The organism is Methylobacterium komagatae, from assembly GCF_042661665.1.
GTDB classification, from domain to species: Bacteria; Pseudomonadota; Alphaproteobacteria; order Rhizobiales; family Beijerinckiaceae; genus Methylobacterium; species Methylobacterium komagatae.
Genome location: NZ_JBHSWN010000001.1, coordinates 389666 through 404089 on the forward strand (window position 1 = coordinate 389666; position 14424 = coordinate 404089).

The 14424-nt window shown below is 67.2% G+C and carries 16 protein-coding genes and 1 pseudogene; 9 read left to right on the top strand and 8 right to left on the bottom strand.

Annotated elements, in window-relative coordinates; translation table 11 throughout:
• Positions 1–104: 104 nt before the first annotated feature.
• The 5 genes and pseudogenes from epmA to ACFQE0_RS01940 all read left to right on the top strand — a co-directional run bounded on the left by epmA (position 105) and on the right by ACFQE0_RS01940 (position 4405).
• Positions 105–1159, top strand: a pseudogene (gene epmA, locus ACFQE0_RS01920) (EF-P lysine aminoacylase EpmA).
• Positions 1156–2205: a lysine-2,3-aminomutase-like protein gene (locus ACFQE0_RS01925; RefSeq protein ID WP_378966565.1), complete on the top strand. Its 1050-nt coding sequence runs from the start codon at positions 1156–1158 to the stop codon at positions 2203–2205. The pseudogene epmA and the gene ACFQE0_RS01925 overlap by 4 nt, the downstream one beginning before the upstream one ends.
• Positions 2205–2816 carry a glutathione S-transferase family protein gene (locus ACFQE0_RS01930; RefSeq protein WP_378975207.1) on the top strand — a complete coding sequence of 204 codons (612 nt, stop codon included), beginning with the start codon at positions 2205–2207 and terminating at the stop codon, positions 2814–2816. Before ACFQE0_RS01925 ends, ACFQE0_RS01930 begins: the two co-directional genes overlap by 1 nt.
• 105 nt (positions 2817–2921) lie before the next feature.
• Positions 2922–3572, top strand: a complete 651-nt coding sequence (locus tag ACFQE0_RS01935; protein WP_378966567.1) for an RraA family protein — start codon at positions 2922–2924, stop codon at positions 3570–3572.
• A 5-nt stretch (positions 3573–3577) separates the two neighbouring features.
• Positions 3578–4405, top strand: coding sequence for a YdcF family protein (locus ACFQE0_RS01940; RefSeq protein WP_378966569.1), 828 nt, complete (start codon positions 3578–3580; stop codon positions 4403–4405).
• On the opposite strand, the gene ACFQE0_RS01945 is transcribed toward ACFQE0_RS01940, so the two are convergent.
• From ACFQE0_RS01945 to ACFQE0_RS01970, 6 genes are all read right to left on the bottom strand, one after another.
• Positions 4342–4641 (bottom strand): DUF3253 domain-containing protein, encoded by a 300-nt coding sequence (locus ACFQE0_RS01945; protein ID WP_378966571.1) that lies wholly within the window; start codon positions 4639–4641, stop codon positions 4342–4344. The genes ACFQE0_RS01940 and ACFQE0_RS01945 overlap by 64 nt on opposite strands.
• Positions 4638–5384 (bottom strand): DUF599 domain-containing protein, encoded by a 747-nt coding sequence (locus tag ACFQE0_RS01950; RefSeq protein WP_378966573.1) that lies wholly within the window; start codon positions 5382–5384, stop codon positions 4638–4640. Before ACFQE0_RS01950 ends, ACFQE0_RS01945 begins: the two co-directional genes overlap by 4 nt.
• A gap of 81 nt (positions 5385–5465) precedes the next feature.
• Positions 5466–5750, bottom strand: coding sequence for an acylphosphatase (locus ACFQE0_RS01955; protein WP_378966575.1), 285 nt, complete (start codon positions 5748–5750; stop codon positions 5466–5468).
• Positions 5751–5775: 25 nt separating this feature from the next.
• Complete coding sequence (locus tag ACFQE0_RS01960; protein ID WP_378966577.1) at positions 5776–6207, bottom strand: gamma-glutamylcyclotransferase family protein; 432 nt, start codon at positions 6205–6207, stop codon at positions 5776–5778.
• Positions 6208–6588: 381 nt separating this feature from the next.
• Positions 6589–8592 (bottom strand): acetyl-CoA carboxylase biotin carboxylase subunit, encoded by a 2004-nt coding sequence (locus ACFQE0_RS01965; protein ID WP_378966579.1) that lies wholly within the window; start codon positions 8590–8592, stop codon positions 6589–6591.
• 99 nt (positions 8593–8691) lie between these two features.
• Positions 8692–9132 (bottom strand): hypothetical protein, encoded by a 441-nt coding sequence (locus ACFQE0_RS01970; protein WP_378966581.1) that lies wholly within the window; start codon positions 9130–9132, stop codon positions 8692–8694.
• 337 nt (positions 9133–9469) lie between these two features.
• Here ACFQE0_RS01970 and ACFQE0_RS01975 point away from each other — a divergent pair, with 337 nt between their 5' ends.
• The 3 genes from ACFQE0_RS01975 (at position 9470) to ACFQE0_RS01985 (ending at position 11732) form a co-directional block, all read left to right on the top strand.
• Positions 9470–10399, top strand: a complete 930-nt coding sequence (locus ACFQE0_RS01975) for a histone deacetylase family protein (RefSeq protein ID WP_378966584.1) — start codon at positions 9470–9472, stop codon at positions 10397–10399.
• Positions 10400–10587: 188 nt separating this feature from the next.
• On the top strand, positions 10588–11181 hold the full coding sequence (locus ACFQE0_RS01980; RefSeq protein ID WP_378966586.1) for a TadE/TadG family type IV pilus assembly protein: 594 nt from the start codon (positions 10588–10590) through the stop codon (positions 11179–11181).
• A gap of 2 nt (positions 11182–11183) precedes the next feature.
• Positions 11184–11732 carry a TadE/TadG family type IV pilus assembly protein gene (locus tag ACFQE0_RS01985; protein WP_378966588.1) on the top strand — a complete coding sequence of 183 codons (549 nt, stop codon included), beginning with the start codon at positions 11184–11186 and terminating at the stop codon, positions 11730–11732.
• A gap of 1 nt (position 11733) precedes the next feature.
• Here ACFQE0_RS01985 and ACFQE0_RS01990 read toward each other — a convergent pair whose 3' ends face one another.
• The gene (locus ACFQE0_RS01990; protein ID WP_378966590.1) at positions 11734–11889 is read right to left on the bottom strand and encodes a hypothetical protein; all 156 of its coding nucleotides are present in this window, start codon (positions 11887–11889) and stop codon (positions 11734–11736) included.
• 48 nt (positions 11890–11937) lie between these two features.
• Here ACFQE0_RS01990 and ACFQE0_RS01995 point away from each other — a divergent pair, with 48 nt between their 5' ends.
• Positions 11938–13347: a pilus assembly protein gene (locus tag ACFQE0_RS01995; protein WP_378966592.1), complete on the top strand. Its 1410-nt coding sequence runs from the start codon at positions 11938–11940 to the stop codon at positions 13345–13347.
• Here the strand turns inward: ACFQE0_RS01995 and ribB are convergent.
• On the bottom strand, positions 13344–14414 hold the full coding sequence (gene ribB, locus ACFQE0_RS02000) for a 3,4-dihydroxy-2-butanone-4-phosphate synthase (RefSeq protein ID WP_378966594.1): 1071 nt from the start codon (positions 14412–14414) through the stop codon (positions 13344–13346). The genes ACFQE0_RS01995 and ribB overlap by 4 nt on opposite strands.
• Between the last annotated feature and the right edge of the window lie 10 nt (positions 14415–14424).

Consider the following 14424-nt stretch of genomic DNA (forward strand, 5'->3'; position numbering starts at 1 on the left):
GCGGCGCGCGGAAGGCGCAGTTCCGCGAGCGGATGTCCGCACCTATCTCATTCGTGGCCCGGTTGCCAGCCGCGCCATACGACTTCCCCCGGAGCACCGGAACCGTGGCTGACGCCCCCTCCCCCTGGTGGACGCGAGGTCGCCACGCCGACAGGCGGCCCCGGCTGCTGCTGCGGAACCGAATCACCGCGCAAGTCCGGGCGTGGTTCGAGATGCGCGATTTCGTGGAGATCGAAGCCGCCTGCCTTCAGGTATCGCCGGGCAACGAGGCGCATCTTTCGGCCTTCTCAACGCAGGCCATCGGTGCCAGCGGCGCACGGACCGGCCTGCATCTGCACACCTCGCCGGAATTCGCCTGCAAGAAGCTGCTCGCGGCGGGGGAGAGCCGCCTGTTCAGCCTCGCGCGGGTGTTCCGCAACCGGGAGCGCGGGCCGCTGCACCACCCCGAATTCACGATGCTCGAATGGTATCGCGCGGGCGAGGGCTACGAGACCCTTATGCGCGATGCCGCCGACCTCATGGCGCTTGCCGCCGAGACGGCGGGAACGAAGACCTTCACATGGCGCGGCCGCGAGGCCGATCCCTTCGCGGCGCCCGAACGGCTGACACTGGCGCAGGCTTTCGACCGCCATGCGGGGATCGACCTCCTTGCCTGTATCGCGGCGGACGGCGCGACGGACCGCGACCGCCTTGCCGCCGATGTCGCGCGAGCAGGCCTGCGGGTCGCGGAGGACGACACTTTTGCGGACCTGTTCTCGCGGGTGCTCGTCGCGCGGGTGGAGCCCCATCTCGGCATGGGGCGGCCGACGATCCTGTGCGAATACCCGATCAGCGAGGCCGCGCTGGCCCGGCCTGCGCCGCACGATCCCCGCGTGGCCGAGCGTTTCGAACTCTATGCCTGCGGTGTCGAACTCGCCAATGCCTTCGGCGAGCCACCGACCCTGCCGAGCAGCGGCGCCGCTTCGAGGCGGAGATGGACGAGAAGGACCGCGTCTACGGCGAGCGTTACCCGATCGATGAGGATTTTCTCACCGCCCTGGCGGCGATGCCGGAAGCCTCGGGAATCGCGCTGGGCTTCGACAGGCTGGTGATGCTGGCCTGCGGCGCCGGACGGATCGAGGACGTGCTGTGGACGCCCGTCGCGGAGACCGCTCCGTGAGCGGGATCCTGCGCCACCCGGAGCAATTGCTGGCCGCCGGGCTGGCCACGGAAGACGATCTGGCGTGCCTCCGCCCGGTGCTGGCCCGCTACGCCCTGTCGATCACCCCCGACATGGCGGAGTTGATCGATCCGGCCGATCCTGCCGACCCCATCGCCCGCCAGTTCGTGCCGCGGGCCGAGGAACTGGAAGTCACCCCAGAGGAGCGAGCCGACCCGATCGGGGACGGCGCACATGAGAAGATGCCCGGCCTCATTCACCGCTACCCGGACCGGGTGCTGCTGAAGCCGCTCCATATCTGCCCGGTCTATTGCCGCTTCTGCTTCCGCCGGGAGAGCGTAGGCCCCGACGGACTCGGCACCCTCACCGAGGCACAGTTCGAGGCGGCCTTCGCCTATATCGCGGCCGATCCGGCGATCTGGGAGGTGGTGGTGACGGGGGGCGATCCCCTGGCCCTCTCGCCCCGGCGACTGGGGATGATCGCCGAACGTCTGCGTGCCATTCCCCATGTGAAGGTGCTGCGCCTCCACACCCGCGTGCCGGTGGTGCAGCCCGCCCTCGTGACGGATGGCCTCGTCGAGGCGTTGTCCCGGTTCGGCGGCGCGGTGTTCGTGGCGCTCCACGCCAATCATCCGCGCGAGTTCACCGCGGCGGCCCGCGAAGCCTGCGCGCGATTCGTGGATGCCGGTATCCCGATGGTGAGCCAGTCGGTCCTGTTACGCGGGGTCAACGACGATGCCGCCACCCTGGAGGCGCTGATGCGCGCCTTCGTGGAAAACCGGATCAAGCCCTACTACCTGCATCACGGCGATCTCGCGCCGGGCACAGGCCATCTGCGCACCGGCATCGCGGACGGGCAGGCGCTGATGCGTGAGCTGCGAGGACGCCTGTCCGGCCTCGCGCAGCCGACCTACGTACTCGACATCCCCGGCGGGCACGGCAAGGTGCCGGTGGGGCCGAAATATCTGCACCAGACCGGAGCCGGCATGGCGGTGACCGACCCCGCCGGGCGAACTCATCCCTACCCACCCGAGGAGACCCGATGATGCGCAGGCTCTGGGGCCGACTGAGTTCGGTGAACGTCCAGAAGGCCGTCTGGGCGCTGGACGAGGCGGAGTGGGCCTATGAGCGGCTCGACGCGGGCGGCGCCCATGGCGTGGTGCGCGAGCCTGCCTACCGCGCCATGAACCCGAACGGGCTGGTGCCGACCCTGGAGGAGGACGGCTTCGTCCTGTGGGAATCGAACGCGATCCTGCGTTACGTCGCCTCGCAGAGCCCGGCCTTGGCTCTGCCCTCCGACCCGCGCCAGCGCGCCCATGTCGAGCAATGGGTCGATTGGCAGGCGACGAGCTTCACCCCCGCCATGCGCGATGCCTTCTGGCAGCTGTTCCGGGTCGCCGATCCGAACCGGGATCTCATCGCCGCCTCGCTCGCCGCCTCGGAGGTCTACGCCGCGATCCTCGACGCGCATCTTGCCGGGCGCGACTATGCGGTGGGCGAGAGCTTCGGCATCGCCGACATCGCGCTGGGCTGCGCCGTGCATCGCTGGCTGAACCTTCCGGCCGAGCGCCAGGAGCGCCCGAACCTGCGCCGCTGGTACGAGCGCATCGCCGTGCGCCCCGGCGCCGCCCGCGCGCTGGGAGAGCCGGTCGGCTGAGTCGGTGGATCGGTCTCGGCAGGCCTTGCGTTGCCGCCGGGCTCACGCCATCCCCACCGCCAACTGTCCTGCCAAGATCAGATTACGAAAAGCCGGAGCGTCCGTATGGCGATCGACCCCACCCTGCGCGATGCCCTGAGCGCCGTCACCACGGCCAGCATCGGGCGCGCGCTCGAACGGGCGGGCCTTCGTGACTTCGCGCCCGCCAACCTCGGCAAGCGTTCCGGCACGACCATCGTCGGCCCCGCCCACACCCTGCGCCTTGTGCCCGCCCGGGGCGAGGGCATCGGCGACCTCGCCACGGCGATCGAATCGGTGCCCGAGGGCGCGGTCGTCGTCATCGACGCGGCGGGCACGGGACGTCCCCTGCCCTTCGGCGCGATCATTGCCGGTCGCCTGTCGAGCCGGGGCGCGGCGGGGCTCGTCACCGACGCGTCCCTCTCCGAGGAGATCGGCCTGCCGGTCTGGGCCTCGCAGGGCGGCGCGCTCGGTGGTCTGTCGCTCGCGGGCAGCTGGCAGCCGGTGGCCTGTGGCGGCGCGGCGGTCCATCCCGGCGACATCGTGGTCTGCGGACCGGACGGCGTCGTGGTGATTCCGCCGGACATGGCCGAGCAGGTCGCCCTGGAGGCCGTGGAGCAGCAGCGCCTCGACCTGTGGCTCCAGCGCGAGGCCGAGAAGGGCGTGAGCCTCTACGGTTTGCTGCCGCCGGATTCGAGCGCCCGCGCCCGGTTCGAGGCCGAGACCGGCTCGGCCTGACGGGGATGTTCTTCCCCCTCTCGAAGCTGATCTTCTTTCTGATCACCCCTTCGAACCTGCTGATCATGATGAGCGTGGCGGGGGCGCTCCTTCTTGCGGCCACGCGGCTTCGGCGCACGGGCTCGACCCTCGTTCTTTCAGGCTCGCTCGGCCTGCTCCTGGCCGGGATGTCGCCGCTCTCGGACCTCGTGATCCTGCCCCTCGAACAGCGCTTCCCCGCCTTCGCGACCGAGGGCCTCGAGCCCACCGGGATCATCATGCTCGGCGGCGGGATCGAGACCGGGCTCTCGGCGGCGCGGGACCAAGTCGTGGTCAACGATGCGGGCGAGCGGCCGATCTACTTCGCGGACTTGGCCCGCCGCTTCCCGAAGGCACGGCTCGTCTTCTCCGGCGGCAGCGGCATCCTCGGGGGCGGCACGTCCGAGGCCGACATGGTCAGCCGCCACGCGGATGCGATCGGCCTGCCCCGCAGCCGCCTGATCCTCGAAAGCCACTCGCGCAATACCCGAGAGAATGCCACCTTCACGGCGGCCCTCGTTCACCCGAAGCCCGGCGAGACATGGTTGCTGCTGACCTCGGCATGGCACATGCCGCGGGCCATCGGCTGTTTCCGGCAGGCGGGATTCACGGTCGAGGCCTTCCCGGTCGATTACCGGACCAGGGGCTGGAGCGACCTGCTCCATGTCCACAGCTTCAGTTCGGACGGATTGCTCCAGCTCGATCTCGCCGCGAAGGAATGGGTCGGCCTCCTGGCCTACAAGCTCGCAGGCTATATCCCCGACTGGCTTCCGGGACCGGCCTCGCCCCCACCTTCGGGCAACGCCAGCCGATAGATCCCCCGGAAATCGTCCGGATCGACCGGGCGGCCTTTCCGCAGGATCGCGACCCGCCCCTCATGGGCGAGGCGCACCGCGACGCGACGCACCGGCTGCATCAAGGGACCCCATCCATCCGGTTGCGGCCCGCCGAGCGCCCGCGCCACCTCCGACGGGCAGATCGTCTTCCCCGCGCCGCGCTCGGCGACGAGGCGCAGCATCGTCGCCTCGATGGCATCGGCATCGGTACTCATCGTTTTCTCCCGTCCAACGGGCCTTCGTGCGCACATTCGCCCAAGGCCAGCAATTCCCGCCGGATGCGCGATCCGAATTGGCGATGCCACATCACGCAGACGACGAAGGTGGTGGAGCCGAACAGGATGAGCGGCCCCACGAACCAGCCGAGATAGGCAAGCGCGAAGAAGAACGCCCGCTGCCCCCGCGCGAAATGACTGCCCGCGCTGACATTCATCGCCGCGATCCGGCTGACCGTACGCAGCATCTCGGATTCGGGCAGGTCCGTCCCCCGGGGCGGGACTGCGCCCAGGAGGATCGCGCTGTAATTGAACAGCCGATAGGCCCAAGCGAACTTGAAGAAGGCGTAGGTGAAGACGAAGGCCAGCCCCGCGACCTTCACCTCCCAGGTCAGCCGGTTGGCGACCGTGCCGAAGGGCAGCATGGCGAACATGTTGATCACCTCGTCGCCCGAGCGCGACAGGGTCAGCACCGAACCCAGTGCAATGAGCGAAGTGGAGGCGAAGAAGGCCGTGCCGTTCTGAAGCGATGCGTTGATCTGCGTGTCGACCACCCGGTTGTCGCGCACGATCACCTGCCGCGCCCAGTTCCCCCGGTGACGGTCCATGATGCGGCTGAGCGAGATGCGGGTCCCGCTGAGGCGGCTCACCGAGATGCCGTAGGCCGTCCACGCCGCCAGGAAGTACAACAGGGCGGCGAGATCGAGGGACGAGAAGCCGGAGTTGGCGGGCAGATTGGGCATGATCTCCGGTGGAGTGGGACGCGGATCGGGCCCCGGCCTTACCAGCCGGATCGCCCGGACAGAACCGCCCCGCGACGACGATCAGCCCCGCTCGACTGTGAAGCCCGGCCCGGCAGGGGCCTCTGCGCCCTCCGTGACGGCGACGTCATCGACGCGCGCGAGGAGCGGCCCCTTCCGGCAGAGGGTGAGCATTCGCTCCACAGTTTCGGCCGGTCCGCTGAACAGGGCCGCGACGCTCTCATCGGACAGGTTGCGGACATGGCCCGAGAGGCCGAGCCCCGCTGCCTTGTCCTTGGTCCAGGCCCGGTAGGACACGCCCTGAACGCGCCCACGGATGATGGCGGACACGGTGCGCACCTCGCTCATGCCACGCTCTCCCATTGGGTGGTCGTCATGACGGAGGCCCTCGCAGCCAGCCGCCGATCTCGCGGATGTAGGGCGCGGGCAGTTGCGCCGCCGTCGCTGCCGCGAGGACCGCTTCGAGATAGCCGGGCCTCGGACGCCCCGGCGCTGTGGAGCGCCCAAGATAGATCAGCGCCCGGCGCACGCCCTCGCCCGTGCGCACGGGCAGATACGCCTTCGTGTAGAGCCCACCCGACACGCCCTCGTAGCGGTCGAGGGCCGGTATATCGTCCAGGGCGAGTTCCCACAGGACGCCGTGAACGAGGCGCCCCGGACAGCCCACCACCGAGGCATAGCCCTCGCGCATGACGATGAACCGGTATTCCGGCAGATGCCCCCGGCCGATCAGGCGCGAAACGGGGCATCGCTGGGCCATGGCGGCGGCGTCCATATTGGCGCCGTAGGCGAAGTAGAGCGGCAAATGATGTGGCGTCTTGCGACGTCACTCGCCCCGTTCGCGGGCGCGACGGACGGACCATTCGTTGGCCCGCATCGCCGCGTAGGCGACCACCAGTGTCACAGCCGGGATGACGAAGGTCACGAAGATCTCGCCGGAACTCATCGCTTGAGACTCCGAAGCACGCGTCTTGCCACCCAATGTAATCCGACTGCCGTACAAAGCCAGATCCCAGCGAAGAAGACGGTGCCTGCCCGGAGCGGCGGGGCGCTCGCAACACCGAAGCTTACGGCCGTCACGGGCGTTACGAACCCGATGACGACATAGGCGACGGCGACGTTGTTCAACGCCGTCGCCAGGAGCTTCGTCTGCTCGTTGTGGATGGCCGTCACGTTTGCCCGGGGCTCACGCGAATTCGAGGATCACCGCGTCGACGGCGAGGCTGTCGCCCTCCTTCGCGTGGATCTTGCCGACCGTAGCGTCGCGCTCGGCCCGCAGGACGTTCTCCATCTTCATCGCCTCGACGACCGCGATCGGCTCGCCATTCTTCACCTCCTGGCCCTCGGCCACGAGGATCTGCTTTACGAGACCGGGCATCGGGCAGAGCACCTGCTTGCCCGAACCCGCCTGCTCCTTCACCGGCATCAAGATGGAGAGTTCGGCCTCGCGACGGGTATAGACCCGCGCCTCGGCCGCCGCGCCGGCATGCTGCAGGAACACACCGTTCAGCAGGCCGCGCACCTGGATGGCGACACGCTCGCCGTCGATCGTGCCGATCCAGACCGGCTGGCCCGGCAGCCACGCGCTGGTGACGCTCAGCGCGGTGCCGTCCTCGCGGGTCACGCGAACGCCGTCGCCCTCGCTCTCGACCGTCACGGCGAATCGCTCGCCCGCGAGCGACACCACCCGCTCCTTCTCGAAGGCGAACAGGCCGGGGGCGCGCATCTGCCCGCTGATGCCGCGCTTGCGCTGATTGAGCTTGTGGTCGATGGCCGCCGCAGCCGCCATCATCCGGGTCGCGACGATGCCCTCCGGCTCCGGCGCGGTGAAGCCGATGGGGAATTCCTCGGCGATGAAGCCGGTCGAAAGCCGCCCTTCCTGCCAGCGCGGATGGGCCATCAGCGCCGAGAGGAACGGGATATTGTGACGGATGCCGTCAATGGCGAAGGCGTCCAACGCCTCCCCTTGAGACTTGATCGCCTCAAGGCGCGTCGGCGCCCAGGTGACGAGCTTGGCGATCATCGGATCATAGTGGATCGCGATCTCGCCGCCCTCCTCCACGCCGGTGTCGTTGCGGACGATGGCCTCGCCCACGCGGCCCTCTTCCGGCGGTTGGTAGGTGGTCAGGCGGCCGATGGACGGCAGGAAGTTGCGGGTTGGGTCCTCGGCATAGACGCGGCTTTCCACCGCCCAGCCGTTGAGCTTCACCTGCTCCTGCGTGAGCGGCAGCGTCTCGCCCGCCGCGACGCGGATCATCAGCTCGACGAGGTCGAGGCCGGTGATCATCTCGGTGACCGGATGCTCCACCTGCAGGCGGGTGTTCATTTCGAGGAAGTAGAACGACTTGTCCTGCCCGGCGACAAACTCGACCGTGCCAGCCGAATCGTAATTCACCGCCTTGGCGAGGGCGACGGCCTGCTCGCCCATCTTGCGGCGGGTCTCCTCGTCGAGGAGCGGCGACGGTGCCTCTTCGATCACCTTCTGATTGCGGCGCTGGATCGAGCACTCGCGCTCGCCGAGGTAGATCACGTTGCCGTGCTTGTCGCCGATCACTTGGATCTCGATGTGGCGCGGATCCGTGATGAACTTCTCGACGAACACGCGGTCGTCACCGAAGGAGGACGAAGCCTCGGACTTGGCGCGGGCGAAGCCCTCCGCGACCTCGTCGGCCGAATGGGCGATGCGCATACCCTTGCCGCCGCCGCCTGCGGAGGCCTTGATCATCACCGGATAGCCGATCTCGTCGGCGATCTTCACGGCGTGCTCGGGGCTTTCGATGATGCCGAGGAAGCCCGGCACGGTGGAGACGGTAGCTGCGGCGGCAGCCTTCTTCGATTCGATCTTGTCGCCCATGGCGGCGATGGCGCCGGGATTCGGGCCGATGAACACGATGCCCGCGGCTTCGAGCGCCTTCGGGAAGGCCTCGCGCTCGGACAGGAAGCCGTAACCCGGATGCACGGCCTGGGCGCCGGTCTGCTTGCAGGCCTCGACGATCTTCTCGATCACCAGATAGGACTGCGAGGCGGCGGCCGGGCCGATATGGACAGCCTCATCGGCCATCGCGACATGCACGGCATCCCGGTCGGCGTCCGAATAGACAGCCACGGTCTTGATGCCCATGCGCCGCGCGGTCTTGATCACACGGCAGGCGATCTCGCCGCGGTTAGCGATCAGAATCTTGTCGAACATCACTCAAGCCGCCCTGCATCGGATCGCCGGATTGCAGACCGGCTTATTTGATCCGATAAATCAGATATGTCGCGGACGGAAGCTGTGCGGCAGCGCTGATCACGCAGCCAGAGAGAAGTGACGGCGGGAGCGGGCGGCGGGCTCGCGGACCCAGGAATTCGCTTCGAGGGCGAAGGCGGTCAGCGACTCGGACGATCCTTGCGCCTCGCGGACGATTTCCTGAGCGATCCGGGCGGCGACCGGAGTCGGGCCGGTCCGGCCGGTCAAGGTGGCGGCCAGCCAGGACGCGGTCTCGCGATCGATGTAGCCGGTGGAGCGCTCGCCCCACACCACGTAGTCCACGACCATCGCGGTGAGGAAGTCGGCGAAGTCCTCGGAAGACGGCACCGCGCGCTGCAGGGCGATCAGGAGATCGACCTCCTCGCGACGGGTGATGCCGTCCATCAACACCTCGCGCTTGAGGACCAGGAGATCCTCCGCGGAAATCTCACCCGCCGAGACGGCATGGTTGCAGAACTGTTCAACCGAGATCTGGATCATGATCGCTGCCTCCGCGACCTTCTTCGAGGTCGCCCCTGTCGTTCCGTGTATCCGACAGTACGAGGCGGCTGATCTTTCAGAGGTTAACACGCAAATCTGAACGGCTCTTCAGGTAAACACCTGACAACGAGAGAGGCTTATTCGAAGGTTGCCGTGTTTCGTTAGCGGAGAATGACCAAGCTCCCCTCGCGGTGGCGTGTGTGGCCCTTTGGGTTTCGGAAATGGCGCGATCCCTATCGCTCCCGCTTTCGACCCATGGTCCGCGCCCCTCGACCGTGGCACATTGCCGGCTCCTGTTGCAGCCGCGCGACAGAGCGTATTTCGGGAGAGAGCCCGCGTGACGACCCTCTACGTCAGCCATCCCGCGAGCTTCGACCACGTGGTCCCGGAGGGGCATCCGGAGCGTCCGGCGCGTATGCGCGCGATCGAGCGCGCCCTGGAAGACGAGCGGTTCTCCGCGCTCGTGCGGGTTCAGGCCCCTCGGGCCGAGCCCTCCGTGGCGACGCTGGCGCACCCGGCCGAATATGTCGATGCGTTGATGGCGGCGGTGCCGGAAACGGGCATGGTCGGCATCGATTCCGACACGATCCTGTCGCCCGGCAGCATGGAAGCGGCGCTGCGCGCGACGGGCGGCGCCGTCCACGCCGTGGACGCCGTGATGCGCGGGGAGGCCACCAACGCCTTCGTCGCCATGCGCCCGCCCGGCCATCACGCCGAGAAGACGCGGGCGATGGGTTTCTGCCTGTTCAATCACGCGGCCATCGCGGCCCGCCATGCGCGCGCGGCCTTCAACGTGGACCGGGTGGCGCTGGTCGATTGGGACGTCCACCACGGCAACGGCAGCCAGGACATCTTCTGGGATGACGGAGCGGTGCTCTACTGCTCCACCCACCAGATGCCGCTCTATCCCGGCAGCGGTGCCGCCTCCGAACGGGGCGAGAAGAACACCATCGTCAACGTCCCCCTTCACGCCAACGATGACGGCGAGGTTTTCCGAGAGGCGTTCGAAAACGGGGTCCTGTCTCGACTCGAGGCCTTCCGTCCTGATCTCATCATCATCTCGGCGGGGTTCGACGCGCACCGTCTCGATCCCCTGGCGAATCTACGCCTTGAGGCCGAGGATTTCGCCTGGGCGACGCGGCGCCTCATGGAGGCCGCCGAGCGTAGCGCGGGCGGGCGCGTCGTCTCGGTGCTGGAGGGCGGCTACAGCCTGGAAGGGCTGTCCCGCTCCGTCGCCGCCCACGTCAACGCGTTGATGGGGCACTGAGGCCATCGAGGCGATGAGCGGGGGCGACCCGACAAGACTGTCCAATTTTCCAACAACCGCGAGCGAGCGACAAGGATCACGAAGAGTTTTCTTCGTTTCGCCTTTGCACTCGCTTGTTGGATGCATGGTTCATTAGTCATTCGCGTGCAGAGGTGCTCTCTCTGGGAGAGAGAGTTTGCTGCCGCACGATGGCACTGTCCTCAGACGCGAAGATCCGTACGGCCCGGCGCTTCCGAAAAGATCGGGCGGGCACGACGGCGGTGGAGTTCGGGATCCTGGCGGTCCCGTTCATGCTGACGCTCATGGGTGTGTTCGAGGTCGGCTACACCTTCTTCATGATGTCGGCGCTCGATTACGCCGCGAACAAGAGCGCGCGCGCGGTGATGACGGGCGCGGTCTCGACCGCGGGCATGAGTGCGAGCACGTTCCGCACGTCGGTCGTGTGCCCGAAGCTCCCCGCGAACTTCAGCTGTGCCGATATCTTCGTGAATGTGAGCCTCGTGCCCGCCGGCACCAACCCGACCGGCTATTATTCGTACGTCAACACGGGAAAGAGCGCCCTCATCGTTCCGGCGCTCAACGCCACTGCCAACAAGTTCTGCCCCGGCTCCGGCGGACAATACGTGGTGGTGCAGATCCTCTATCCGGTCAGCTACTTCACCATGCTGTTCGCGGGGCAATCCCCGACGATCTACAATGGCCGTCAGGTCAACGTCCTGATGTCGACCGCGACCTTCAAGGCCGAGCCATATGGCAACGGCGCGGCCTACGCGAATTGCTGACGATGGGGTGTCGCGACATCCGGGCTCGTTTCCGCCGCGATCGCAGGGGCGTCGCGGCCGTCGAGTTCTCGCTGATCTTCCCGGCGCTGCTCGCCATCTCGGCCTGCATCTTCGAGTATTCCAGCTTCGTGCGTCAGTCGCGTCAGCTCACCGACACGGCCAACTCCATCGCGGAGCTTCTGGCGGCGGATTCCGACACGAGCGTCTCCTACGCGGATCTGCACTACGCGTTCGATTCCGCGATGCTGACCTTCCCCAAAGTGTTGAGCGACGCGACCCGCAAGGGAATCGCGTGGTCGGACGACATCACCATCTCGCTCGCCGGAATCAGCTTTGCGCCGACGGTCAGCGGCTGCACGAGCAACTGCACCTACGTCGCCAACGTGAACTGGACCGGCGCGGCCAAGGAGCGCGCCTGCGCCGTCCGCCCGACTTCGACCACCGATACCAGCCGACCGACCACGGCGACGCTGCCCGCCAGCCTGTTCACGCCGGTGGCCAGCCCGCAGGGGGCAACGGGCCACCGCTCTACGTCGTCGTCGCGGACGTGACCTACACATGGTCGCCCGTGGTGTTCACCGGGCTGCTGAACAGCGTCACGCTCAGACGATCCTCGTACATCAACCCCCGATACGTCAGCACGCTCAAGTACAAGGTTGTGAGCGGGGATGACGGCTTCGGGTCGGCCTGCCCCGGATATTGACCCATGCCTCCGACCCGTCCCGTCGCACGCCCTCAGTGGCCTTCCGGAACCCCATGACGACGCCAGCCGGACTGTTCACGCCCTTCCGTCGAGTGCCTTCCCTCTTGCGCCGTGCCTGGAACGAGCGCCGGGGAAGCCTCACCCCGATCTTCGCCTTCTCGGCGATCCCGATGGTCGGCTTCATCGGTCTGTCCATCGATTACGGGATGGAGCTGGCTGCGAAGGCGAAGCTGGACCATGCGGCCGACGCGGCGGTGGTCGCGGCGATCACCAGCGCACAGACCTATATCGTCAATTATACCGGCCAGGGCGATCCGACCTCGGCCGCCATGGATGTCGGGAAGGCGCAGGCGGCCGCGCAATTCAAGGCGAATACGGGCACGCTCCCCGGCACCGCGCCGACGCCGACCATCACCATGACCGCTTCAGGCCGGACGCTCAGCGCGACGACGTCCTATGCCTTCTCGATGCCGACGATCTTCATGCGCGCGCTCGGCACCACGACGGCAAGCTTCACCGGCACTGCCAGCTCGACCCTGACGATCCCGGCCTTCACGAACATCCACATCGTGATCGACACGTCGTCCTCGATGGGCATCGGCGCCACCACCGCCGATCAGCAGACCGTCTACAATGCGACCGGCGGCTGCGCCGTCGCCTGTCACCACACCAACACGACCGACCTCGCCCGCAACAAGGGCGCGACGCTGCGCATCGACGTGGCCAAGAACGCCGTCGTCACCGCCCTGAAACAGATTATCGCCTCAGGCAACGCGAGCCGATTCAAGGTCTCGGTCTGGACGATGAGCACCATGTTCACGAACGTCTTCACCCTGTCGCCGGCAATCTCGGACGCCATCACGACGGTGCAGGGCCTCGACATCACCGACGCCGCCAAGGACGGCGGCACCAACACGACTTACAGCCTGAAAACCCTCGGCAACACCCTCAATACGGACGGTAACGGCCTGACATCCAACACCGCGCAAGGGTTCGTGATGCTGATCACCGACGGGGTGCAGGATTCGGACATGAAGGTGAAGTCCGGCAGCAACTGGGTCGACGGTTACGACACCAATTTTACGCCCTATACGCCCTGCCAGAACCCGAACTGCAAAAGCCTCACCGGCTTTTCCGTGCCCATCTACATCCAGTCCTTCGATCCCACCGCCTGCGCAACGATCAAATCGAAGGGTTATACGCTGATGACTTTGAACACGAAGTACATCGTGCCTCCGGCGAACCTTCAGAGTAGCAGCGCGACGCTCAACAGCGTGTTCACCTTCGTCAAGGATTATCTAGCGAGTTCGATCGCTTCGAATCTCGCATCCTGCGCATCGTCGTCGAGCTACGCCTACGCAGCTCGACTCGCCGAGCGAGATCAACACCGCCGTCCAGCAGATGTTCTTGGCCGCCGGAGCGCAGGCGCGGATCACGAACTGATCCGCGCCCTCTGTGCCTAGAGGGGCTCGTCGCCCAGAAGCTCGATGCCGAAGCCCGAGAGGCCGACATAGGAGCGCGACGAGGTCGCGAGGTTTCGGATCGAGACGACGCCGAGGTCGCGCAGGATCTGCGCGCCGAGGCCGATCTCGCGCCATTGCCGGGCGCGCACGGCCTCGGCCCCTTCGTCGGTGACGCTCTTGAGGGGAACGCCCGCCGTCCCGTCGCGCAGGTAGACCAGGACGCCCCTGCCCTTCTCCGCGAAGCGACGCAGGACCGCGTCGATCTGCTGGCCGCCGCCGATCACGTCGGCCGCCACGTTCGAGCGGTGCAGGCGCACCAGGACGTCGCGTCCGTCGCCGATATCCCCCATCACGAAGGCGAATTGCTGAATGCTCTCGAAGGGCGTCGTGTAGGCGTGAGCGGTCACGGTCCCGTGCGCCGACTGCACGGGAAAATGCCCGACGCGCTCCACCAGACGGTCGCGAGACTGCCGGTAGGCGATGAGGTCGGCCACCGAAATTCGCTTGAGGTTGTGCGTCTGCGCGAAGGCGTCGATCTGCGGCCCCTTCATCACGGTGCCGTCGTCGTTGGCGAGTTCGCAGATCACGCCGACCGGCGGCAGATCCGCGAGCTTGCACAGGTCGACCGCAGCCTCGGTATGGCCCGAGCGCATCAGCACGCCGCCGTCGCGGGCGATCAGCGGGAAGACGTGGCCGGGCCGCACGAAATCGGCGGCGCCCATGTTGCCGTTGGCGAGCGCCCGCACCGTGTTGCACCGCTGCTCGGCCGAAATGCCGGTGGTGAGCCCATGCTTCACGTCGACGGTGACGGTGAAGGCCGTGCCTAACGGTGCGTCGTTCGAGGCGACCATCGGGTCGAGGCGCAAACGACGCGCCTCGGAGACCGTCAGAGGCGCGCAGACGATGCCGCAGGTGTTACGGATGATGAAGGCCATCTTCTCCGGCGTGCAGAGCGAGGCGGCGACGACGAGGTCGCCCTCGTTCTCGCGGTCGTCATCGTCGGTAACGACGACGATCTCGCCGCGGGCGAAAGCGGAGATCACTTCGGTGACGGTGGAATGGCTCACGTCAGGCTTC

Excerpts from the sequence above, each read along its gene's own strand:
- ACFQE0_RS01930 (WP_378975207.1), top strand. The coding sequence starts at position 2,205 with ATGCGCAGGCTCTGGGGCCGACTGAGTTCGGTGAACGTCCAGAAGGCC.
- ACFQE0_RS01935 (WP_378966567.1), top strand. The coding sequence starts at position 2,922 with ATGGCGATCGACCCCACCCTGCGCGATGCCCTGAGCGCCGTCACCACG.
- ACFQE0_RS01940 (WP_378966569.1), top strand. The coding sequence starts at position 3,578 with ATGTTCTTCCCCCTCTCGAAGCTGATCTTCTTTCTGATCACCCCTTCG.
- ACFQE0_RS01945 (WP_378966571.1), bottom strand. The coding sequence starts at position 4,641 with ATGAGTACCGATGCCGATGCCATCGAGGCGACGATGCTGCGCCTCGTC.
- ACFQE0_RS01950 (WP_378966573.1), bottom strand. The coding sequence starts at position 5,384 with ATGCCCAATCTGCCCGCCAACTCCGGCTTCTCGTCCCTCGATCTCGCC.
- ACFQE0_RS01955 (WP_378966575.1), bottom strand. The coding sequence starts at position 5,750 with ATGAGCGAGGTGCGCACCGTGTCCGCCATCATCCGTGGGCGCGTTCAG.
- ACFQE0_RS01965 (WP_378966579.1), bottom strand. The coding sequence starts at position 8,592 with ATGTTCGACAAGATTCTGATCGCTAACCGCGGCGAGATCGCCTGCCGT.
- ACFQE0_RS01970 (WP_378966581.1), bottom strand. The coding sequence starts at position 9,132 with ATGATCCAGATCTCGGTTGAACAGTTCTGCAACCATGCCGTCTCGGCG.
- ACFQE0_RS01980 (WP_378966586.1), top strand. The coding sequence starts at position 10,588 with ATGGCACTGTCCTCAGACGCGAAGATCCGTACGGCCCGGCGCTTCCGA.
- ACFQE0_RS01985 (WP_378966588.1), top strand. The coding sequence starts at position 11,184 with ATGGGGTGTCGCGACATCCGGGCTCGTTTCCGCCGCGATCGCAGGGGC.
- ACFQE0_RS01990 (WP_378966590.1), bottom strand. The coding sequence starts at position 11,889 with ATGGGTCAATATCCGGGGCAGGCCGACCCGAAGCCGTCATCCCCGCTC.
- ACFQE0_RS01995 (WP_378966592.1), top strand. The coding sequence starts at position 11,938 with ATGACGACGCCAGCCGGACTGTTCACGCCCTTCCGTCGAGTGCCTTCC.